The following is a 21573-nucleotide window of genomic DNA, read 5'->3' as shown; positions in this document are numbered from 1 at the left end:
GCAGCAACATCTTATTGCGAAGGCCCTTTATGCAGCCCAAAATACGCAAAAAGCTATCAGAGATCGCCACCGAATATGAATTTGGTGTAGATGGCAACGTGCAGGACAGGGTTTACCGCATGATTGAGTATGCTGTCGGCCGCCATGATTGGTACGAAGATCAGCGTGGAAAACTCTTTCAAGCTGCTTTGGGGATGCTCTCATTCATTGCCGCTGCCGCCGCCATTGTCAATTCGGTCGGAGGGTCGAAGTATTTTGTTTTCTTTCTCGGTATGGGATTGATAATACTTGGGATAACGGCATGCCGATTAATAATGATGTATACTGAAGTTTCGGAGAAAAATCACCCGTATAGGAAAGCCGCCGATATAAAGAGCTGGTATTACAGATATACGGTCTCTGGTGATATTATTGATGATCTAGACGTGTTGGTTGGGCAAGATAAGGAAGCGGCGGTCGAGGACGTTCGGAAAAATTTCAGAGCTTTTTTGACTGCTATATCTGGATCCATAGATGCTAAGGTATTACTAAAGGAAGACCTTCAACAGGTATTTATCCTCTATCTCCTACAAAATTACAGACAAATGAACTTAAAAAGGATGTATTCTGTGACGAAGGCAGGTACTGTCGCGTCTATGGTTTTCTTCGCCCTTGCCCTAATTGCTTTGATGTATTCGCCTGCAAAAGAAATAGTCAATGACATACGCAATAACGTCAAAATCGGAAACTGATGCTTGCCTCAAGGCAATCTCGGAAGTTTTCCTGCGAGGTAGGCGAGTCAAGCGATCGCTGGAAATCAGCCCTCTGGTGGTATTTATACCATATTCGACAGACGCATTTGGGCATTTTGCAGAACGGCGGCACGAATTTGGCGAGTTGCTCGGCGTGCGAGGGCTCAAAGCAATAGAAAGAACGGCTCGCGTTTACACCTCGGAAAAGGATCGAATTAGCAAACCTAGCTATCGCAACAGGTTAGAGAATTTTCCTGACACGGCTTCGCGACCCACTCCATTAAATGCCATCAATCAGATCGAAAAGCTCATAAGTGAAGTGTCGGAGTTTCCGCGCGCTAGTACCCATGTTTTTACTTTTTTCAGACCATCTGATCTGTACAATAAAAGGTGGCCAGGCTATGTACCTTGCCCTACAAGCGGAGATTTTAAATATAGAGACGGAAATTTATCCTTGAATGTTATGTTTCGGTCATGCGATATATTGAATTTTCTGTATAACGACATATATTATTTGCGCGAGATTCAGTTTCTCGTTCTAAAAAGAGCAAAAGAAGTCGAAGGTTCAAAATTGCCGGCAACTACACAGCCGGGCCATTTAAACCTATTTCTTTCAAGGGCATTTATACAGACGTGGGAGATAGATCCAATCGTTAATTTGGGAGAGGTAATAGATAATACAAAGCGCTTTCTAGGCTCACCCTAAACGGAAGCAAAATTAGTTATCACCCAAAATACTCCTGCAGCGGCCGAACCTCGAGGTTCCCCGCCCGCAACGCCGCAATCGCCTCCGCCACCGCTGCCGCACCTGACAGCGTCGTGTAGTACGGCACCTTCTGCATCAGCGTCGCCCGGCGCAGGGACTTCGAGTCCGACACCGCTTTTTGGCCATCTGTCGTGTTGAAGACGATCTGGACCTGGCGGTTGCGGATGGCGTCCTCGATGTGGGGGCGGCCTTCCAGCACCTTGTTGATCTTTTCGGCCGTCACGCCGTTCTCGGCGAGGAAGCGGGCGGTGCCAGAGGTGGCGAGAACCTTGAAGCCCTGTTCAGCCAAACGCTTCACGGCCGGCAGGATGCCCTTCTTGTCCTCGTCGCGCACCGAGACGAACAGCGTGCCCGAGCGCGGAAGGTCGACATTGGCCCCGAGCTGGCTCTTGGCGAAGGCCAGGGCAAAATCGCGGTCGAGGCCCATGACCTCGCCGGTCGAGCGCATTTCCGGGCCGAGCAGGATGTCGACGCCGGGGAAGCGGGCGAAGGGGAAGACGGCTTCCTTAACCGCGATGTGGCCGGGATTGCGCGCGTCGGGCATCGCGCCGTAATGGGCAAAGGCGTTTTCCAGCGTCTCGCCGGCCATGATGCGCGCGGCGATCTTGGCGATCGGCCGCCCGATCGTCTTGGCGACGAAAGGCACGGTGCGCGAGGCACGCGGGTTCACCTCCAGCACATAGACCGTGCCGTCCTGGATGGCATATTGCACGTTCATCAGGCCGCCGACATTGAGCGCGCGGGCAAGCGCCGCAGTCTGCCGTTCCAACTCGTCGACGAGGTCGGGGTGCAGCGAATGCGTCGGCAGCGAGCAGGCGCTGTCGCCCGAATGGATGCCGGCCTCCTCGATATGCTCCAGGATACCGGAGACGAAGGTCTCCTTGCCGTCGCACAGGCAGTCGACATCGACCTCGATGGCGCCGGTGAGATAGGTGTCGAACAGCAGCGGGTTCTTGCCGAGCAGCGTGTTGATCTGGCCGGTCTTGTCGTTGGGGTATTTCTGCTTGATGTCCTCCGGCACCAGGCCGGGGACGGTGTCGAGCAGGTAGGTCTGCAGCATGCTTTCGTCATGGATGATCTGCATGGCGCGGCCGCCCAGCACGTAGGACGGGCGTACCACCAGCGGGAAGCCGAGCTCGCCGGCGACGAGGCGCGCCTGCTCGACCGAATAGGCGATGCCGTTCTTCGGCTGGGTGAGATTCAGCTTGTGCAAAAGTTTTTGGAAGCGGTCGCGGTCTTCCGCGAGGTCAATCATGTCGGGCGAGGTGCCGAGGATCGGGATGCCGGCCTTCTCCAGCGCGTCGGCCAGTTTCAGCGGCGTCTGGCCGCCGAACTGGACGATGACGCCGACGAGCTCGCCCGAAGCCTGCTCGGCGCGCAGGATCTCCAGCACGTCCTCCGCCGTCAGCGGATCGAAATAGAGGCGGTCGGAGGTGTCGTAGTCGGTGGAAACCGTCTCCGGATTGCAGTTGACCATGATCGCTTCGTAGCCGGCGTCGCGCAGCGCAAAGGCGGCATGGCAGCAGCAATAGTCGAACTCGATGCCCTGGCCGATGCGGTTCGGGCCGCCGCCGAGGATGACGACCTTCTTGCGAGCCGACACGCGCGCCTCGTTGTCGAGCGCCCCGGCAAAGGGCACTTCATAGGTCGAGTACATATAGGCCGTCGGCGAGGCGAATTCGGCGGCGCAGGTGTCGATGCGCTTGTAGACCGGATGAACGTCGAGCTTTTCACGGAGCTTCTGGACGGCTTCGGCATCGGTCTTCGTCAGCGAGCCGAGGCGGGCGTCGGAAAAGCCCATCGCCTTCAGCATGCGCAGGTTGACGGCATCCTGCGGCAGGCCGTGCTCGCGGATGCGCTCTTCCATGGCGATGATGCCGGCGATCTGCTCGAGGAACCACGGGTCGATCTTGCACATGGCGTGCACGTCTTCCAGCGACGTGCCCATGCGGATCGCCTGCGCCACCATGCGCAGCCGGTCCGGCGTCGGTGTGCCGAGGGCGGCGCGGATCGCGTTGCGGTCGTCGGCATGGCTGGCGGCGCCGTGGGCGAGGCCGGGAATCTCGATCTCGTCGAGGCCGGTCAGGCCGGTTTCCAGGCCGCGCAGCGCCTTCTGCAGCGATTCCTGGAAGGTACGGCCGATGGCCATCACTTCGCCCACCGACTTCATGGCGGTGGTCAGCACCGGCTCGGCGCCGGGGAATTTCTCAAAGGCGAAGCGCGGGATCTTCGTCACCACATAGTCGATGGTCGGCTCGAAGGAGGCTGGCGTCGCGCCGCCGGTGATATCGTTCTCCAGCTCGTCCAGTGTGTAGCCGACGGCAAGCTTGGCCGCGACCTTGGCGATCGGGAAGCCGGTGGCCTTCGAGGCCAGCGCCGAAGAGCGCGAGACGCGCGGATTCATCTCGATGACGACGAGGCGGCCGTCGGCCGGGTTGACGGCGAACTGCACGTTGGAGCCGCCGGTCTCGACGCCGATCTCGCGCAGCACCGCGATCGAGGCGTTGCGCATCATCTGGTATTCCTTGTCGGTCAAGGTCAGTGCTGGCGCGACGGTGATGCTATCGCCGGTGTGCACGCCCATCGGATCGAGATTCTCGATCGAGCAGACGATGATGCAGTTGTCCGCCTTGTCGCGGACGACCTCCATCTCATACTCCTTCCAGCCGAGCACGCTTTCCTCGATCAGCACCTCGGTGGTGGGCGAGGCGTCGAGGCCGGACTGAACGATGTCGTAGAATTCGGCGCGGTTGTAGGCGATGCCGCCGCCGGTGCCGCCCATGGTGAAGGAGGGGCGGATGATGGCCGGCAGGCCGACATGGTCGAGCGCCTGGGCGGCGATCGCCATGGCGTGGCTGATATAACGCTGCTTGCGGTCGCCTTCGCCGAGATTCCAGCGCGTTTCCAGCGCATCGAGCGCGGCGTCGAGGTTTTCCGGGTTCTCGGCCTTCAGCGCCGCGCGCTCGGCCTCATGGGTCTTGCGGTCGGCGTTCTTGACGTCGGTGGCGTTGGCCAGCATCGAGCGCGGGGTCTCCAGGCCGATCTTGCTCATCGCCTGGCGGAACAGCGCGCGGTCCTCGGCCTTGTCGATGGCTGCCGCGTCGGCGCCGATCATCTCGACATTGTAGCGGTCGAGCACGCCCATGCGGCGCAGCGAGAGGGCCGTGTTGAGCGCCGTCTGGCCGCCCATGGTGGGCAGCAGCGCGTCCGGCCGCTCCTTGGCGATGATCTTGGCCACCACTTCGGGCGTGATCGGCTCGATATAGGTGGCGTCGGCCAGCTCCGGATCGGTCATGATGGTGGCCGGGTTGGAGTTGACCAGAATGACGCGGAAACCCTCTTCCTTCAGCGCCTTGCAGGCCTGGGTGCCGGAATAGTCGAACTCGCAAGCCTGGCCAATGACGATGGGGCCGGCCCCGATGATCAGGATCGACTTGATGTCGGTGCGTCTTGGCATGTTCGAAAAATCCGTTCGGCGAGCGGCTTGCACGAAAAACCGGGACGGGTGAGGTCCCGGCCGGTTGTGCTTGCGATTCAGGTATCAGGCTAGGAGGGCCTTATAGGGAAGAGTTTTGCGGGATGTAACCCCGAAAATGAAGGGCAGTAGGGCAGTAGGGAGTAGGGGAGCAGGGGAGTAGGGGAGCAGGGGAGTAGGGGAGTAGGGGAGTAGGGGAGTAGGGGAGTAGGGGAGTGGGTGCTTTCTTTCCCTACTGCCTTATTGCCGTACTGCCTTACTCCCCTTGCGCCAGCTGATCCGTGATCTCGAAGCGTTCGGAGGCGCCGATGCGGATCATGTTGAGAGTGCCTTCGCGCGTGAAGCGGAATTCATCGGCGGAGTCGGAGCCGGCGGGCTTGCCGTCGTGGAAATTGATGGCGCGCGTGCCGCCGTCCGGCCATGTCACCGTCACGGTGCTGTCGCCGCCCGTGCGCGCCACGCTTATCTCGCAGCGGGTCATCGGTTGGCCGACATGACGCGCGCAGGGGATACCGCCGGCGGCGTCGGGGGCAGGGGCGTCGGATTGAGCGGTCGCCGCGGCCGCGAAAGCGAGGCCATAGGCGTCCTGCATGGCGGTCCTGCCGATCTCGACCGCGGATGGCGGGTCCGCGGGCTTGGTGCTGCCCAGGCGCGCCGCGATATCAGGTGGCGGCGCTTCGGAGGGCTGAGGCGATATAGCTGCCGGAGGCACACTGGCCTCCGTCGCCGGCGTGGCGGTGTCTTCAGGAGGCGACGCCGGGTTGGTGGGGCTCAGATAGCGTGCGGGCGCCCAGCCGGTTATGTGGGCGTCCTGCGTGTCCTCGACCTTGCACCATGGATAATTGTTGACGGTCTTGCAGCCGTAGTTCCTCAGGGCCGCGCCGTTGGGCAGGCGCGCTTCGATCTTTCCGCCCGGCGAAGCGGTGGCGCGGATGTTGAGCAAATCATCCGGCGCGAGACCACCGATGATAGAGATGATCGGTCCCGTCGCTTCCTGAGCCAAGGCCGGCAGGGCGGCGAGCAGCAATGGAGCGGCAAGGAGTGCCTTAAGCGTCAGTCGGAGCGTAGCTTTGCGCTTCATCTTTTGGCTGCAATTTCCAAGGCGCGACCAGATATAGGCGGCGGGACGCCCGGATGTCATCCTGAAATTAGCGGCGATTGTGAGGCCCGAGGCGCGCGCAAATTTTATCGCTCAGGCCGAAAGCTCGGCTTCGGCGGTGCCGACCGCCGGCAGATCCTTGTCGCTCTCAGCCGCGGCAATCACGCTGTCGAGCAAGCCGGGAAAGCGCTTGTCGAGGTCGTCGCGGCGCAGCGTGATCAGCCGGCTGGTACCGACCGCTTCGCTGCGGGTGACGCCCGCCTCGCGCAGCTTGGCGAGGTGGTAGCTGAGATTGGTCTTGGAGGCGAGGTCGAGGAACTTGCTGCAGTTCATCGGCACGCCTTCCTTGCTCGCCAGATAGCGCACGATGGAAAGCCGGGTCGGGTCGCCGAGCACGGCGAGCACGATCGGCAGGCTGATCTGGTCGGCGGTTGGATGGGGCAGGCTCATGACCCAGAATTAAGCACAAACGGCACGAACTTCAACGCGGCTTCCCTTTCCGCCGATGGATATAGCCTCTTCCTTTCGGCCTGGTCCTGACACAGGGCTGTCAGCAGGGTTCAGCTATTTTGTCCCGGCTCGGTTGACATCATGCCCTGCTATGTCCAATTGTTCAATAACTTTTGAACTAAGGACAATCCCCCATGGACAAGCGGATCTTCTGGCTTGCGCTCGGATCGTTCGCGATCTCGACCGAAGGCTTCGTCATCTCGAGCCTTCTGCCCGACATTGCCGCCGATGCCGGCATTTCCGTGCCGCTCGCCGGCTCGCTGATCACCGCCTTCGCGCTCGCCTACGCGATCGGCGCGCCGGTGCTGGCGACGCTGACCGGCGAGTGGGACCGGCGGCGTGTCATCCTGTGGACGCTGGTGTTCTTCGTCATAGGCAACCTGGTGGCGGCGGTGAGCTCGTCCTTCGAGCTGCTTTTGATCGCGCGCATCGTCATGGCGCTGTCGTCCGGCCTGTTCGCGGCGACCGCGCAAGGGACGGCCGTGGCGCTGGTCGACGACCATCACCGGGCGCGCGCCATCGCCGTCGTCGTCGGCGGCACTACGGTGGCGGTGGCGGTCGGCGCGCCGCTCGGCGCGCTGGTCGCGGCGATCGCCGGATGGCGCGGCACGTTCTTCGCCATCGCCGCGCTCGGCGCGCTGTCGGGCGCGATCCTGTGGTGGCGTTTGCCGCGCGGCATCGTCGGCACCAGGCTGCCGCTGAAGCGCAGGCTGGCGGCGGCGGTCCGCCCCGGCGTCATGCCGATCCTGCTGACGACTGCGCTTGCGCTGATCGGCGCGTTCACCGTCTTCGCCTTCATCGCGCCCTTGGCCATCCAGGGTGGCGGGCTGTCGCCGATCGCACTGCCCGGCATGCTGCTCGCCTTCGGCGTCGGCGCCGTCATCGGCAACATCGCCGGCGGCCAGGCCGCCGACCGCTTCGGCGCGACCCGCACCGTCGCCTGGTCGCTGACCCTGTCGGCCGCCATGCTCGTCACCTTCTCGCTGATCCCGACCTTCCTGCCGCATTCGGTCGCCGGACCGGCGCTGATGGGCATGATGGTGCCTTGGGGTATCGTCGGCTGGGCCTTCCCGCCGGCGCAGGCGAGCCGCATCCTCAAGATCGCGCCCGACGCCGCGCCCATCGTGCTGTCGCTCAATGCGTCGGCGCTCTATTTCGGCGTCGCTTTGGGTGCGGTGGTCGGCGCGGCCGTGCTGCGCTTCGGCGTCCCGGCCGATCTCGGCCTGGTCGCGGCCGTTTTCCCGATCATCGGGCTGGGCATCGTGCTCGCCGGCCGAATGTTGGCCCGGCCGGTGGCGATGCCGGCCGAATAAGAGGCGCTACAGAGCCTGAATCGCGGCCGCTTCTTCAGGGCGAAAGAGCGGCCGTCGGCATTTCCAGGTCGAGATCAGCCACTGCGTCCAGTGCGGCTCGCAGCTTTGCCGCCTGCTCCGCGCCGACCTTTTTCTCGAACTGCTGCTGCGCGATACTCCAGAACTCGAGCGCCTCGTCGAGCTTGGCCTGGCCTCGCGGCGTCAGCCGCACGCGCTTGACGCGGCGGTCGTCCTTGTCGGCGAAGGTCTCTACATAGCCGTCGCGGATCAGCGGCTTCAGCGTGTGGCCGAGCGCGGACAGATCCATGATCAGCGCTTCGGCGATGGTGCCCATCGCGGGCTCATCGCCGATGTGGATCTGAAAAAGCAGGCCGAACTGCGTGCCCTTCAGGCCGGACGGCGCCAGCGCGTCGTCGTAGAAGCGGCCGAGACTGCGCGCAGCACGGCGCAGTGTGGCGTTGTTGCAGTCACTGAATCCGGGCTTCCGAGCTTCTGCCATGATCGCTCCTCGCCGGCGCAAAGACGCGCCAGCCTGCCGCAGAAATAGTTTTCGCCGCTGCCGTTGACAAGATAGTGGCATATACCCACTTTCGGGAAAGTGGCATATGCCACTAATCTAGATCGGAGGCCCGGCAGATGACGTGATCGTCGCGCCGGACCAAGCGAAGCGAACGAAGGAACAGAACAATGAGCACGAAGGACAACAAGGGCACGGCCGTCATCACCGGCGCATCGTCGGGCATAGGCGCGGTCTATGCGGACCGGCTGGCAGGGCAGGGCTACGACCTAGTGCTGGTGGCGCGCCGCGCCGACCGGCTGCGGGAGCTGGCCGACAGGCTCTCCTATGCCTATGGCCGCAAGGTCGAGACGATCGTCGCCGACCTTGCGGCCGATGCCGATCTGCGCCGCGTCGAGCAGGCGGTGGCGGCGGACGACAGCGTGACGCTGCTGATCAACAATGCCGGCGTGGGCGGCCTGGAGACGATCGCCGGCGCCGATGCCGACGCGGCCGAGCGCATGATCAAGGTCAATGTCATTGCGCTGACCAGGCTGACCCGCGCTGTGCTGCCGGGCCTCATCAAGCGCAACCGCGGCGGCATCATCAACATCGCCTCGGTCGTCGCCTATGGCATCGCCGTCGGCGGCATCTACAGCGGCACCAAGGCCTATGTCGCCAACTTCACGGAAGCGCTGCAGAAGGAAGTCGCCGGCACCAATGTGAAAGTCCAGTCGGTCGTGCCCGGACCGGTCCGCACCGAGTTGTGGGACGTCTCCGGCATCAGCCTCGACAAGCTCAATCCGGACTGGATCATGAGCGCCGAGGATCTGGTCGACGCAGCACTTGCCGGCTTCGCCCAGGGCGAGACCGTCACCGCGCCCGGTCTTGCCGACGCTTCCGAGCTGAGCACTTATCTCGGCGCCAGGGATCATTTCTTCGGCAGCCTGTTCTCCGGCAAGCCGGCGGCGCGCTACGCCGTCTGAAGTGAGTTCCTCGCCCCCGCAAAGCGGGGGAGAGATGGCCGCGAAGCGGCCGGAGAGGGGGCTTCGTAGGGCGAGTCCCTTCGCAGGGTTACTTGTTAGGGCGGTGCCACTCCCCTCTCCGTCTCGGCTTCGCCGAGCCACCTCCCCCACTTTCGTGGGGCGAGGAACCAGCGTTAGGCGGGCCGCCACATCTGCAGGATCGAGGCGGCCAGCAGCAGGCCGAGCACGATGTTGAGCGCGCGCCACTGGCGCTCGGTCTTGAGCAGGCGGGCAAGCAGGGTTCCCGCCACGCACCACAGCGACAGCGAGAAAGCCGCAGCCAGGCCGAACACGGCGCCCAGCAGCAGCGCGAGTTGCAGCGGACCATCCGCAAGGGCTGCGAAGGACGCGGCGGCCCCGAGCCCCATCGCCCAGCCTTTCGGATTCATCCACTGGATGCCAGCGCCGCCGAAAAAGCTGTTCGGCTTGGCCATGCTGATGTCGAGGTTGGGCGGACCGCTGCGGCCGATCTTGATCGCCAGCCAGATCAGATAGAGCGAGCCGGCGATCTTCATGGCGAGCTGCAGGGATGGAATGGCGGCTAAAAGTCCAGCCAGGCCGGCCGCGCCCGCTGCCGCCACGGTCGCCAGTCCGGCGGCGCTGCCGGCCATCAGCGGCACGGAACGGCGAAAGCCGAATTGCGCGCCGGAGGCGGTCGAGAGCGTTGTGGCGATGCCGGGCGTCGCGGTCGAGATCAGCGCGAACAGGACCAACGGGATGATGGTTTCGGACATGCGGGCTTCCCAGTCGAACAAGCCGCCATGCTTAGGTGCTTAGTCATATCAGTAAATGCAATGTTTGATATGGTTTGCATTAGCAATTATAATGCCGCCATGATCCGCGATCTCGACACGACCCTCATCCGCACCTTCGTCACGACGGCCGACAAGGCCAGCATGACGGCGGCCGCCAACGCGCTCCACCTGACGCAAGGCGCCGTCAGCCAGCAGGTCAAACGGCTGGAAGAGGTGCTGGGCCAGAGCCTGTTCGAGCGGGACCGCCGCGGTTTGAAGCTGACGCGGGTGGGTGAGCGGCTGCTCGACAAAGCCAGGCGCCTGCTGCAGCTCAACGACGAGATCCTCGCCGAAATCAGGAGCGGGGCCGTTGCCGGACAGGTGCGGATCGGCGTGCCTTACGATCTCGTCGGCACGCTGCTCGCGCCCGTGCTGAAAGCCTATGCCGAAGCCTATCCTCAAGTGGAGATATCGCTGGTCTGCGCCTCTTCGCCGGAACTCGCGGCGGCCTTGGCGGCCGGCACCATCGACCTTGCCGTGATCGAGGAGCGCGTCGGCCCCAGCGCCGGCGAATGCCTGCTCGTCGACCGGCTGGTCTGGGTCGGCGCCAGAGGCGGGGCGGCGCGCCTGAAGCGGCCGCTGCCGGTCTCGATCGTCGCCGACACCTGCGCCTTCCGGCCGGCGGTGCTCGCCGCGCTCAGCGAGAATGGGCTCGATTGGCGCACCGTGTTCGAGAACGGCAACATCGACGCGACGACCGCGACGGTGCGGTCGGACCTTGCCGTGACCACATGGCTTGCCTCGACGGTGCCGGCCGATCTCGACATCCTGTCCGATGCCGGTCTTCCGCCGCTGCCGAATTTCTCGGTCAACCTGCACCTGCCGAAACACGCCACCCAGCCAGCCGCGAAGGCTTTCGCCAGCCATATCCGCGAAGGTCTTTCGCGCTATCGCCAGGCGGCGTGACGCGACCGCCGGTCAGGCATCCGCTGCGGCCCTGGCGATCGCCAATTGCGCTTCGAATGCCCGCTTGAAGGCCGGCCGCGCCTCGCCGCGGGCGACATAGGCGGCAATGTTCGGGAATTCGTTCAGCAGCCCCGATCGCTGCAGCCGGCGCAGCACGCCCACCATGACAAGGTCGCCGGCGCTGAAGCCGCCATCGAGCCAGTCGGAATCGCCGAGGTGGCGGGAGAGCTCGGCCAGACGCTTGCGGATCCGGCCGTCGACCAGGGGCAGGCGCTCGTCGTGCCACGGCTCATCGCGCTCAAGGATCACGGCGGTCGCGCGCTCGAGGATCGGCGGCTCCACAGTGCTGAAGGCGGCAAACATCCAGACGATCGCACGCGCCCGGGCGTTCGCATCGTCAGGCAACAGGCCCGGGTGGCGTTCCGCGATGTGAAGGACGATCGCCCCCGACTCGAACAGAGCGAGATCGCCTTCTTCATAGGTCGGGATACTGCCGAAGGGATTGAGCGCGAGATGCGCGCGCTGCTTCATACCGCCGAACGATACGAGACGAACGTCATAAGGCTGGCCGACTTCCTCAAGCGCCCAACGGACTTGCATGTCGCGCGCCAGCCCTCTGCCGCCATCGGGCGACCGTTCGAAAGCGGTGATGGTGGGGATCATCGGCGGTTCCCGGCCGTTTGGTCGTCGTTGTGAAAGACGCTTCCTAATCGGATGCGCGGCGGGCCCGGCCCGCCGCGCATTTGGCTTGTGCTACTTCCAGTTCCTGCGCCGCTCGAGCTCGGCTTGCGAAGGCTCCTGCTGGGCAAACGAGCCGGTACGGATTTCGCCTCCGCGCTCATAGGTCGCCATGATGACGCCGGTGGTGGAAGCCTGCGACTTGACGAGCTTGAAGGCGGCCGGCATCGCGTCGTCGCCGAACAGCCGCTTGCCCTTGCCCAGCAGCAGCGGAAAGATCATCAGCCGGATCTCATCGATCAGCCCGTTGGCGAGCAAGGTCTGGATCAGATTGCCCGAGCCCTGGATGAGCAGGTCCGGCCCGTCTTCCTGCTTGAGTTCCTTCAGCCTCGCAACGATGTCAGGCCCGAGCGACTGCGTGTTCTGCCAGGTCAACGAATCCGGCCGGTGCGTCGCCACATATTTGGTCGCGGGATTGAAGACATCGGCGATGGCATCGTTCTGATACGGCCAGTACGCGGCGAAGATATCGTAGGTCCTGCGGCCGAGCAGCAGGTCGAACGGTTTGGAGAACAGTTCCTCCATTGCGCCGCCCGCCACCTCGTCGAAGTAATGGAACGTCCAGCCGCCAAACTTGAAGCCGCCGACCGGATCCTCTTCCGGACCGCCGGGCGCCTGCATGACGCCGTCGAGGCTGACGAATGTGGCGGCGATGATCTTGCGCATCTTTGTTCTCCGTTTTTCACGGTCCGCGCCATCGCGGACGATTTCTGCGTGTCTCCGAAAACCGGTTCCTACCTTTTTCGGATCATGGTTCTAGGACGAACGACAAGGCCGCTTTCCGACAAGGCCCTGCGAATTTCTATCGCGCGTCGTCGACGCGAATGGCGCGTGACGAGAACCAGACTTCGCCGAAGACGGCGGTTGCGGTGCGGTCCGGCGCCTTTGTCGCCGTCAGCCATATCGAGCGGGTGCGCACAGCGCGCTCGCGGGTCGGTATCTTCGCGCCCGGCCCGGCGGTGGAAGCGCCGACGCAGGGGATGAACCAGGAGCCCATGAAGGGCCGGCAGGCAAAGCCATTTTCCAGGCGGGTTATGAGGACCGCGAGGCCGACCGTTTCGGAGGGACGCCACGGAAGGATCATGCGGCCGCCGGGTTTCAGCGCTTTCAGCCATGCGGCGGGCGGGGCGACGACGCCGGCATTGACATAGATGATGTCGGAGGGCGGCAACGGATTGGCGACGGCGTCGGCCTGGACTATTTCGACGCTATCGTAAGCCGCAAGGTTCGCCTTGGCGCGCGCGGCAAGGTCGGCCTCGAGCTCGAAAGCGGTGACGCTGCCGCCCGGCTCGACCAGTTTCGCCAGCAGCGCCGTGTAATAACCGGTGCCGGCGCCGATATGGGTGACATGCTCGCCAGGTTTCGGCTCCACCTTGCCGAGCCACATCGCGTGCAGCAGCGGCTCGCCATTGTTGATGCCCTTGCCGGCATCGAGCACAACGAGCACGTTCTGATAGATGTAGCCGGGATCGGCGCTCGGCGTCTCGAACCGGCCTTCGCCGGCAAACACCGTCCATGGACCCGGACCCAGGAACGCCTCGCGCGGCACCGAGGCGAAGACTTCCTTGATGCGCGGGTCGGCCGACCGCGCCTGCGCGGCCATCAGCTTGGCGTAGAATCTGCGGGCTTCGTCCGGTTCGGCCATGGCGCCAAGAATAGCGCGTCCGGCTGGAATGTCGCGCTCAGCCGGCGATGGTGTCGTAGAGCAGCTTGAAGTTGAGAACGAGGATCACGGCCGCCACCACCCAGGCCAGGACTGCAGCGGCACGCGGTATGGCGAAACTGCCCATCTTCTTCTTGTCCGACACGAACTGCACCAGCGGAATGACGGCGAAGGGCAGTTGCATCGACAGCACCACCTGGCTGAAGACCAGAAGTTCGGCCGTGCCCTTCTCGCCATAGAGCGCGGTGACGGCCACCACCGGGACGATGGCGATGCCGCGCGTCAGGAGGCGGCGTGCCCATTGCGGGATGCGCAGGCGCAGAAAGCCTTCCATCACGATCTGGCCGGCGAGCGTCGCGGTGACGGTCGAGTTGAGGCCGGAGGCGAGCAGCGCGACCGCGAACAGGATCGAGGCGATGCTCAGGCCTAGCAGCGGCGACAGCAGCTCGAAGGCCTGACCGATCTCGGCGACGTCGTGATGGCCGGTGTCGTGAAAGGCGACCGCCGCGACGATCAGGATCGACGCATTGACGAACAGCGCCAGGATCAGCGCGATGGTCGAATCCGTCGTCGCCCATTTGATGGCGTCGCGCTTGCCGGTCTCGGTACGCTCATAGGCGCGGGTCTGTACGATCGAGGAATGCAAATAGAGATTATGCGGCATTACGGTGGCGCCGATGATGCCGATGGCGATGTAGAGCATCGCCGGATTGGTGACGATGTCGGACGACGGTACGAACATCGAATGCAGGATGGTGCCGGCCGGCGGCGCGGCGACGAAGATCTGAATGGCAAAGCAGCCGAAGATGATGATCAGCAAGGCGACGACAAAGGCTTCAAGGTAGCGGAAACCCTTGTTCATAAGGAGAAGCACGAGAAAGGCGTCGAGAGCTGTGAGGATGGCGCCGCCGATCAGTGGAATGCCGAACAGAAGCTGCAGCGCGATCGCCGTGCCGATCACCTCGGCGAGATCGCAGGCGATGATCGCCAGCTCGCAGGCGATCCAGAGCACCAGGTTGACGGGGCGCGGATAGTACGCGCGGCAGGCCTGGGCGAGGTCGCGTCCGGTGGCGATGCCGAGCCGCGCCGCCAGCGCCTGCAGCAGGATCGCCATCAGGTTCGACAGCATGATGATGAAAAGCAGCGTGTAGCCGAATTGCGCGCCGCCGGCGAGGTCGGTCGCCCAATTGCCCGGGTCCATATAGCCGACCGAGACCATGTAGCCCGGGCCCATGAAGGCAAACAGGCGGCGGAACCAGACGCCGGTCCGCGGCACCGCGATCGAGGCGTTCACCTCGCGCAGGCTGGGCTGCTCGTCGTCCGGCCTGTCGAACCGCCATGCGGGTCGGTCTGCGGTTGCTGCTTCAGCATCGGACATGGACATTTCCGCTGGATCTATCGAGCTTCTCCTCATCTATGTCATGGCTCAACATTATGCAATATGCTATATTTCATTGATCATGCTTTCGTGATCCGCAGGAGCAAGTTCCAGGGTGGCGGCGCAAACGCCGGTTGCGCCCGCATGGGAATGCAAATAAACGGCCGGATCATCACTGGGTTTCGTGGTATGGATGCGGGTCCCGATTCAGCCAACGAGATGGTCATGATGTCGTTCGAAAACCGGTTCAGACTTTTCGGCATCATGCTCCAGGACAGGCCAGGAGGAGCGCATATTGGCGCTTAGGAACAAACCCGTTCGACGCGAAGAGCCGCTTCCCGATGCCGAAATCCATTCGGAAGGATTCCGGCAGCAGCGCCAGGCGCGCCGGAGCGCGCTGGTCGAGGACTATGTGGAGCTCATCGCCGATCTGATCGAGGACGGCAACGAAGCACGCCAGGTGGACATCGCGGCGAGGCTTGGCGTCGCGCAGCCGACGGTGGCCAAGATGCTGACCAGGCTGTGCGCCGACGGGCTGGTCTCGCGAAAACCCTATCGCGGCGTGTTCCTGACCGAGGCCGGCCGCAAGGTCGCCGAGGAAAGCCGCATCCGCCACCAGACGGTGGAGGCCTTCCTGCGCTCGCTGGGCGTCAGCGCCGAGACGGCGCGCATCGACGCCGAAGGCATCGAGCACCATGTCAGCGCCGAAACGCTGGACGCCTTCCGCCGGGCGATGACGCATCGCCAGGCGTAGGTTTTCGGTCCGCCCAAGCGGGTCGAAGCGGAACCGACGCATCTTCGCTGCATTGTTTCCCACATCGCGCGATTATCACGCTTAGGGAGGAAGCAATGGGGGAGGAAGCAATGGGTATCGAACAGGCGCCGACCGCCGAGGGAAAGCAAGCAGCCACAGGATTGCGGCAGGCCGCCGCCAGGAACGAGCGCAAGGCCGAGGCCGGGACCGGCCATCCGCTGAAGAAGGGCGCGGCGCGTTTCGAGGAACGGTCGAAGAGTTCGGACGTCAAGAGCGCCGGCGCCAAGCAGAAAAGCTGAGATTTTCAGCCGGTTTATACGGAGTGGAAATTAACCGACCCGATGGGCGTTTCCTCTGATCATGCGGTTTTCGGGCGCGAAAAACTCTGTGACTTAGTTCGGCCGTTGCGATAATTGTCTGCAGGGGGTGGTCGCGGGCCAGCCCCTCCAGGACATTCGCATTGCGAGGAGTTGCCATGCTTTGGAGAGGCCGTCGTCAGAGCGACAATATCGAGGACGAGCGCAGCGATAGCGGCGGCGGGCTCGGCGGCGGTTTGGGCGGCGACGGCCAGTTCCGCATCCCCATCGGCGGCCGTACCGGTGGCGGCGGCAGCATCCTCCTGGTCATCTTGGTCGTGCTCGCGGGATGGTATTTCGGTTTCGACCCGTCGCAGATCCTGGGTGGCGGCGACGGCGGCCTGCTGCCGGGCGGCGGCGGCCAGATCACGGAAGACACCAGCTCGCAAAATAGCGGCTCGCCCGCCAATGACGAGATGAAGCAGTTCGTCGCGACCGTGCTGGCGGAAACCGAAGACACCTGGACCGGCATCTTCAAGTCGCAAGGGTTGACCTACGAGGATCCCAAGCTGGTTCTGTTCAGCGGCCAGGTCCGTTCGGCCTGCGGTTTCGCTTCGGCGGCGGCCGGGCCGTTCTACTGCCCGGGCGATCACAAGGTCTATCTCGACATGACCTTCTTCCAGCAGCTCGACCAGCAGTTCGGCGCTTCCGGCGAGTTCGCGCGTGCCTATGTGGTGGCGCATGAGGTCGGCCACCACGTGCAAAACCTCACCGGCATCATGAGCAAGTTCAACCAGATGCGACAGGGCATGAGCGAGGCCGACGCCAACCAGCTCTCCGTGCGCATCGAGCTGCAGGCCGATTGCTTCGCCGGCGTGTGGGCGCATTACACCGCGCAAAAAGGCATATTGGAGCAGGGTGATATCGAAAGCGCGCTGAACGCCGCCAAGCAGATCGGCGACGATACGCTGCAGAAGAGGATGCAGGGCTACGTCGTGCCGGAAAGCTTCAACCATGGCACCTCGCAGCAGCGGCAGACATGGCTGGCGCGCGGCTACAAGAGCGGCAAGCTGTCCGACTGCAACACGATGAGCGGTCCGATCTGAGGCGGCGCCCGCCGCTTCTTTCCGCTGAGATCCGCGTTCGAAGCGGCTGGCAAGGGATGTCAGGATAAGGCATTTGCCTTCGTTCGCGTATTGTTCCCACCGGCAACGTCGCCTATAAGGTGCCTCCCGCCTCGGGCGGCCTGAGGAGCTTATCGCCATGATCGACCCGAAAACCGCCAAGCGGGGCCTCGCGCTCGTTTTCACGACGCTGCTGCTCGACATCATCGGCTTCGGCATCATCATGCCGGTGCTGCCGGCCTATCTCGAGGAGTTGAGCGGCGTCAGCGTCAGCGAGGCCGCGATCGAGGGCGGCTGGCTGTTCTTCGTCTACGCGGCGATGCAGTTCTTCTTCGCGCCGATCGTCGGCGGTCTGAGCGACCGTTTCGGGCGCCGTCCGGTCCTGCTTGCCTCGGTGCTGACCTTCTCGATCGACAACCTGATCTGCGCCATCGCCTGGTCCTATCCGATGCTGTTCATCGGCCGCGTGCTCGCCGGCATTTCCGGCGCCAGCTACTCGACGACGTCGGCCTTCATCGCCGACATCTCCAACGACGAGAACCGGGCGAAGAATTTCGGCCTGCTCGGGATCGCCTTCGGCGTCGGCTTCGTCATCGGCCCGGTGCTGGGCGGGCTGCTCGGCACGTTCGGGCCGCGCGTGCCGTTCTATTTCGCCGCAGCGCTTGCCTTCGTGAATTTCCTGATCGCGATGGTGTTCCTGCCCGAGACGCTGGACGAGAAGCACCGGCGGCCTTTCGAGTGGAAGCGCGCCAATCCGGTCGGCACGCTGATGCAGATGCGCAATTATCCGGGCATAGGCTGGATCGGGCTTGTGTTCTTCCTGATGACGCTCGGCCACATGATGTACCCGGCCGTCTGGGCGTTCGTCTCAAACTACCGCTATGGCTGGAACCAGCAGCAGATCGGCTTTTCGCTCGGCGCCTTCGGCCTGTGCGGCGCAATCATCATGGCGACGGTGCTGCCGCGCATCATTCCGAAACTCGGCGAATGGAGGACAGCGGCGATCGGCCTGACCTTCACCGCGCTCAGCGCCTTCGGCTATGCGTTTTCGACACAAGGCTGGATGATCTATGCGGTGATCGTGGCCGGCTGCCTGGAAGCGCTGGCAGACCCGCCGCTGAGGAGCCTCGCCGCCGCCAAGGTGCCGCCTTCGGCGCAGGGCGAATTGCAGGGCGCGATGACTTCGGTCTTCTCGATCACCTCGATCATCACGCCCTTGCTCTACACGGCGATCTTCTCCTGGTTCACCAGCCCGACGGCGCCGGTCGTGTTCGGCGGCGCGCCCTATGTGCTCGGCGCGATCTTCCTGACGCTGGCGGTGATCGTCTTCGTGACGAAGGTGGCGAAGCCGACGCCGAAGGAAATCGAGCGCATGCACACGCAGGAGCCCGTAACGGACGCTGCTTGAGGCGTGCTGATATTCAGGTGAGGCCGGTCTGCAAATGGCGGCCTCCTTCGCTTCCGGTGCGATAACACTTTCCTGGAATTACTCTAGGCGCGTTCGGCCAACGCTTCCTCACCGCGCCGTTCGCGGATCAGGTTGACGAAGCGGCGGAAGAGGTAGTGGGAATCCTGCGGGCCGGGCGAGGCTTCGGGATGATGCTGCACCGAGAAGACCGGCCGGCCGGTCAGGGCGATCCCGCAATTCGAGCCGTCGAAGAGCGAGACATGAGTTTCCTCGACGCCTTCGGGCAGCGAGTCGGCATCGACGGCGAAACCGTGATTCATCGAGACGATCTCGACCTTGCCGGTGGTGTGGTCCTTGACCGGATGGTTGGCGCCGTGATGGCCCTGATGCATCTTCTCGGTCTTGCCGCCGAGCGCCAGCGCCAGCATCTGGTGGCCGAGGCAGATGCCGAACACCGGGATGTCGGTCTTCAAAAGGTTCTGGATCACCGGCACGGCATATTCGCCGGTCGCTTCCGGGTCGCCGGGGCCGTTGGACAGGAAGATGCCGTCGGGCTGCATCGCGAGGATCTCGTCGGCGCCGGTCTTGGCCGGGACGACGGTGACCTTGGCGCCCAGGCCCGCCAGCAACCGCAGGATGTTGCGCTTGACCCCATAGTCGATCGCCACGACATGCATCGACGGCGCGTCCTGCTCGCCAAAGCCCTCGTTCCAGACCCAAGGCGTCTCACGCCAGACCGAGGACTGGCCCGACGTGACTTCCTTGGCGAGATCGAGGCCGATCAGGCCCGACCAGGCCGCGGCCTGCCGCTTCAAATCCTCGATATCGAAAACGCCGTCGGGCGCATGCGCGATGACGGCGTTGGGCATGCCCTTCTCGCGGATCAGCACGGTCAGCGCGCGGGTATCGATGCCGGACAGCGCTACGATGCCGCGCCGCTTCAGCCACTGGTCGAGATGGCCGGCCGCGCGATAGTTGGACGGGTCGGTGACATTGGCCTTGAAGATCGCGCCGACTGCGCCGGCACGGGCCGCCGGGTTAAGGTCCTCGATGTCTTCGTCATTGGTGCCGACATTGCCGATATGCGGGAAGGTGAAGGTGACGATCTGGCCGGCATAGGACGGATCGGTGAGGATCTCTTCGTAGCCGGTCAGCGCGGTGTTGAAGCACACTTCCGCAACGGCCGATCCGGTGGCGCCGAGACCGCGGCCCTCTATCACCGTGCCGTCGGCGAGCACCAGAAGGGCGGTCGGCTTTTCGGTGGCCCAGGGGGCGGTGGTCGTGGCCATGGCGGCACTCCTGTCAGGCGCTGCGACTGGTCAGCGGGACCACTCGCGCAACAAAGCGCGCGAAGCAGGATTTACCAGCCTCCGCGCGTCAACTCATTGTCTCATGCAGGACCGAGTACATAGGCGAAGGCACCCGAACGGTCAATGCGGACGCCGCCAACCGGCCCTGTTTTCCATTCGTCCAGCAATATCAGCGGGTTGCCGGAATTTGCTTTGCCCGTTCGGCAAAGCTATTGTCCGCCGCATTCGAAGGAGAAGCACGATGCGCGAGAAAATCGCCGAATCCATGAAGAGCGCGATGAAGGCGCAGGACAAGCATCGCCTGCCGACGCTGCGGCTGATTCAGGCCGCCATCCACGATCGCGACATCGCCAATCGCGGCGCCGGCAAGCCGCCAGCGAGCGAGGAGGAGATCCTGCAGATCCTCGCCAAGATGGTGAAGCAGCGCGAGGAATCGGCCAAGGCCTTCGAGGATGGCAAGCGGCCCGAGCTGGCGGCGCAGGAACGTGGCGAGATGGAGATCATCCGCGAATTCCTGCCGACGCAGCTCGACGACGCGGCGATCCAGGCCGCGGCGCGCGAGGCGATCGCGGCGACGGGTGCCGCCAGCCAGAAGGACATGGGCAAGGTGATCGGCGCGCTGAAGCAGAAATATGCCGGCCAGATGGACTTCGCCAAGGCGAGCGCCATCGTCAAGGGGCTGCTGCAATAGACGACTGCCTCAGTCCTTGCACATCGGCACGGGCTGCGGCGGGGGCGCCGGATGGTCCTTCTTGTACTGGGCGATGATCGGCTCCAGCACCTTCTTCGGCCAGAATTTGGGCGCGCCGATCTCCTTCAGGCAGGAGGCGTTCCAATAGGTGCCTGCGGCTGAGAGCGCCTGGCCGGCGGCCTTGGCCCGCGCGACAGCGGCGATGTCGCGCGATTCCGGATAGATGTAGAGCGTCGTCGGGTTGTTCTTCACCAGGGGGATGATCTGCTCGGCATCGGCCGGCGACCAGCTGGTGCAACCATTGCTGCGCCCGCCGGCATAATTCACCAGCTTGCCGAACGGGACGAAGCCGTCGTGGTCGGCGTAGGAGCTTTTCGGGTCCTTGCGCAGGCACATGCCCCTCAGCAAGGCAGCCGGATGGCCGCCGATCACGCGCTGCCTGGCGTTTGCTGCTTCGCCTTCGCCGTCGAACTGGATGAAGGTGCGCATGAACACCGCGTTCTCAGCGCCGACGCGATAGTAGCCCTTGAAGGAGGTTTTGGTCTCGGCGGTCATGTAAGCGCCGCCGGCCGTCAGTTCCGAGTCCATCGCATTGCCGAAGTTTTTCGCGCAGCGTCTGCCGTTGGAAAAATCGGCGACGCCTTTCAGGTTGCGGCCGCCGCCATGGCCCGAGGACACCGCACGGAAGATCTGCTTGCCTTCGCAGATGATGTAATAGCGCTGGCCGAGCACGCTGTTGCCGAGGTCGCCGGGACGCGTGGCGTCCATGGCGAAATAGCAGGGGTTGCTGACCGAGCCCTCGCTGACCTTCTTCTGGTAGAGCGCGCGCGCCCGTTCCAGCACGACCTGAGAGATCTGGCCCTCCTCGTCGCCGACGTGGCGCTGCAGCCAGTCGGGAACGGTCGACGGCCGCAAGGCCGCGAACGAGCTGACCGATGCGGTCAGAGCGGCCAGGATCGCGACAAGGCAGAAGATGGCCGCGCCCAGCGGAACAGATCTCAACCGCACCCTCTTGCCCCTCCCGTCGAAATGTCTAGCACCCATGAATCAGCAGGGCCGATCATAGAAGGTTTCGCACCCATCGGCGAAACACATC

General features: G+C 63.6%; 21 protein-coding genes. 10 read left to right on the top strand and 11 right to left on the bottom strand.

Going from position 1 to position 21573, the window contains the following annotated elements; genetic code table 11:
• The first annotated feature begins 29 nt into the window (after positions 1 to 29).
• Positions 30 to 731, top strand: a complete 702-nt coding sequence (locus MJ8_RS24910; RefSeq protein ID WP_201411317.1) for a hypothetical protein — start codon at positions 30 to 32, stop codon at positions 729 to 731.
• Positions 697 to 1437, top strand: a complete 741-nt coding sequence (locus MJ8_RS32840) for a thymidylate synthase (RefSeq protein ID WP_201411316.1) — start codon at positions 697 to 699, stop codon at positions 1435 to 1437. The genes MJ8_RS24910 and MJ8_RS32840 overlap by 35 nt, the downstream gene beginning before the upstream one ends.
• 19 nt (positions 1438 to 1456) lie before the next feature.
• Here the strand turns inward: MJ8_RS32840 and carB are convergent, their stop codons facing one another.
• From carB to MJ8_RS24890, 3 genes are all read right to left on the bottom strand, one after another.
• On the bottom strand, positions 1457 to 4954 hold the full coding sequence (gene carB, locus MJ8_RS24900; RefSeq protein WP_201411315.1) for a carbamoyl-phosphate synthase large subunit: 3498 nt from the start codon (positions 4952 to 4954) through the stop codon (positions 1457 to 1459).
• A 274-nt stretch (positions 4955 to 5228) separates the two neighbouring features.
• The gene (locus MJ8_RS24895) at positions 5229 to 6053 is read right to left on the bottom strand and encodes an SH3 domain-containing protein (protein WP_201411314.1); all 825 of its coding nucleotides are present in this window, start codon (positions 6051 to 6053) and stop codon (positions 5229 to 5231) included.
• 111 nt (positions 6054 to 6164) lie between these two features.
• A complete protein-coding gene (locus MJ8_RS24890) occupies positions 6165 to 6521 on the bottom strand; it encodes an ArsR/SmtB family transcription factor (protein WP_201411313.1) in 357 nt (118 codons plus the stop codon).
• A gap of 194 nt (positions 6522 to 6715) precedes the next feature.
• Between MJ8_RS24890 and MJ8_RS24885 the strand changes: the two genes are divergently transcribed.
• Positions 6716 to 7894 (top strand): MFS transporter, encoded by a 1179-nt coding sequence (locus tag MJ8_RS24885; RefSeq protein ID WP_201411312.1) that lies wholly within the window; start codon positions 6716 to 6718, stop codon positions 7892 to 7894.
• A gap of 34 nt (positions 7895 to 7928) precedes the next feature.
• Here MJ8_RS24885 and MJ8_RS24880 read toward each other — a convergent pair whose 3' ends face one another.
• A complete protein-coding gene (locus MJ8_RS24880; protein ID WP_201411311.1) occupies positions 7929 to 8393 on the bottom strand; it encodes a MarR family winged helix-turn-helix transcriptional regulator in 465 nt (154 codons plus the stop codon).
• Positions 8394 to 8581: 188 nt separating this feature from the next.
• Here MJ8_RS24880 and MJ8_RS24875 point away from each other — a divergent pair, with 188 nt between their 5' ends.
• Positions 8582 to 9376: an SDR family NAD(P)-dependent oxidoreductase gene (locus MJ8_RS24875; RefSeq protein ID WP_201411310.1), complete on the top strand. Its 795-nt coding sequence runs from the start codon at positions 8582 to 8584 to the stop codon at positions 9374 to 9376.
• 173 nt (positions 9377 to 9549) lie between these two features.
• Here MJ8_RS24875 and MJ8_RS24870 read toward each other — a convergent pair whose 3' ends face one another.
• A complete protein-coding gene (locus tag MJ8_RS24870) occupies positions 9550 to 10149 on the bottom strand; it encodes a LysE family translocator (RefSeq protein WP_201411309.1) in 600 nt (199 codons plus the stop codon).
• Positions 10150 to 10248: 99 nt separating this feature from the next.
• Here MJ8_RS24870 and MJ8_RS24865 point away from each other — a divergent pair, with 99 nt between their 5' ends.
• Positions 10249 to 11115 carry a LysR family transcriptional regulator gene (locus tag MJ8_RS24865; RefSeq protein WP_201411308.1) on the top strand — a complete coding sequence of 289 codons (867 nt, stop codon included), beginning with the start codon at positions 10249 to 10251 and terminating at the stop codon, positions 11113 to 11115.
• A 12-nt stretch (positions 11116 to 11127) separates the two neighbouring features.
• Here the strand turns inward: MJ8_RS24865 and MJ8_RS24860 are convergent, their stop codons facing one another.
• The 4 genes from MJ8_RS24860 to MJ8_RS24845 all read right to left on the bottom strand — a co-directional run bounded on the left by MJ8_RS24860 (position 11128) and on the right by MJ8_RS24845 (position 14894).
• A complete protein-coding gene (locus tag MJ8_RS24860; protein ID WP_201411307.1) occupies positions 11128 to 11778 on the bottom strand; it encodes a glutathione S-transferase family protein in 651 nt (216 codons plus the stop codon).
• 90 nt (positions 11779 to 11868) lie between these two features.
• Complete coding sequence (locus tag MJ8_RS24855; RefSeq protein WP_201411306.1) at positions 11869 to 12519, bottom strand: dihydrofolate reductase family protein; 651 nt, start codon at positions 12517 to 12519, stop codon at positions 11869 to 11871.
• 136 nt (positions 12520 to 12655) lie between these two features.
• Positions 12656 to 13498 (bottom strand): protein-L-isoaspartate O-methyltransferase family protein, encoded by an 843-nt coding sequence (locus tag MJ8_RS24850; RefSeq protein ID WP_201411305.1) that lies wholly within the window; start codon positions 13496 to 13498, stop codon positions 12656 to 12658.
• Between the two features lie 37 nt (positions 13499 to 13535).
• Positions 13536 to 14894 (bottom strand): Nramp family divalent metal transporter, encoded by a 1359-nt coding sequence (locus tag MJ8_RS24845; protein WP_201411304.1) that lies wholly within the window; start codon positions 14892 to 14894, stop codon positions 13536 to 13538.
• A 295-nt stretch (positions 14895 to 15189) separates the two neighbouring features.
• On the opposite strand from MJ8_RS24845, the gene mntR reads away from it, so the two are divergent.
• The 4 genes from mntR to MJ8_RS24825 all read left to right on the top strand — a co-directional run bounded on the left by mntR (position 15190) and on the right by MJ8_RS24825 (position 18476).
• The gene (mntR, locus tag MJ8_RS24840; RefSeq protein WP_041002353.1) at positions 15190 to 15648 is read left to right on the top strand and encodes a manganese-binding transcriptional regulator MntR; all 459 of its coding nucleotides are present in this window, start codon (positions 15190 to 15192) and stop codon (positions 15646 to 15648) included.
• A 110-nt stretch (positions 15649 to 15758) separates the two neighbouring features.
• Complete coding sequence (locus tag MJ8_RS24835) at positions 15759 to 15947, top strand: hypothetical protein (RefSeq protein ID WP_201411303.1); 189 nt, start codon at positions 15759 to 15761, stop codon at positions 15945 to 15947.
• Positions 15948 to 16123: 176 nt separating this feature from the next.
• Positions 16124 to 17050, top strand: a complete 927-nt coding sequence (locus MJ8_RS24830; protein WP_201411302.1) for a neutral zinc metallopeptidase — start codon at positions 16124 to 16126, stop codon at positions 17048 to 17050.
• Positions 17051 to 17207: 157 nt separating this feature from the next.
• On the top strand, positions 17208 to 18476 hold the full coding sequence (locus MJ8_RS24825) for a TCR/Tet family MFS transporter (RefSeq protein WP_201411301.1): 1269 nt from the start codon (positions 17208 to 17210) through the stop codon (positions 18474 to 18476).
• 83 nt (positions 18477 to 18559) lie between these two features.
• On the opposite strand, the gene carA is transcribed toward MJ8_RS24825, so the two are convergent.
• On the bottom strand, positions 18560 to 19765 hold the full coding sequence (gene carA / locus MJ8_RS24820) for a glutamine-hydrolyzing carbamoyl-phosphate synthase small subunit (protein ID WP_201411300.1): 1206 nt from the start codon (positions 19763 to 19765) through the stop codon (positions 18560 to 18562).
• A gap of 262 nt (positions 19766 to 20027) precedes the next feature.
• Here carA and MJ8_RS24815 point away from each other — a divergent pair, with 262 nt between their 5' ends.
• Positions 20028 to 20477, top strand: coding sequence for a GatB/YqeY domain-containing protein (locus MJ8_RS24815; protein ID WP_095766619.1), 450 nt, complete (start codon positions 20028 to 20030; stop codon positions 20475 to 20477).
• Positions 20478 to 20486: 9 nt separating this feature from the next.
• Here the strand turns inward: MJ8_RS24815 and MJ8_RS24810 are convergent, their stop codons facing one another.
• The gene (locus tag MJ8_RS24810) at positions 20487 to 21485 is read right to left on the bottom strand and encodes a hypothetical protein (RefSeq protein ID WP_201411299.1); all 999 of its coding nucleotides are present in this window, start codon (positions 21483 to 21485) and stop codon (positions 20487 to 20489) included.
• Positions 21486 to 21573 lie beyond the last annotated feature (88 nt).

Source organism: Mesorhizobium sp. J8 (assembly GCF_016591715.1).
Lineage (GTDB): Bacteria > Pseudomonadota > Alphaproteobacteria > Rhizobiales > Rhizobiaceae > Mesorhizobium.
Note: the sequence above shows the minus strand (reverse complement) of the source record. Positions and strands in the feature narration are given on the sequence as shown.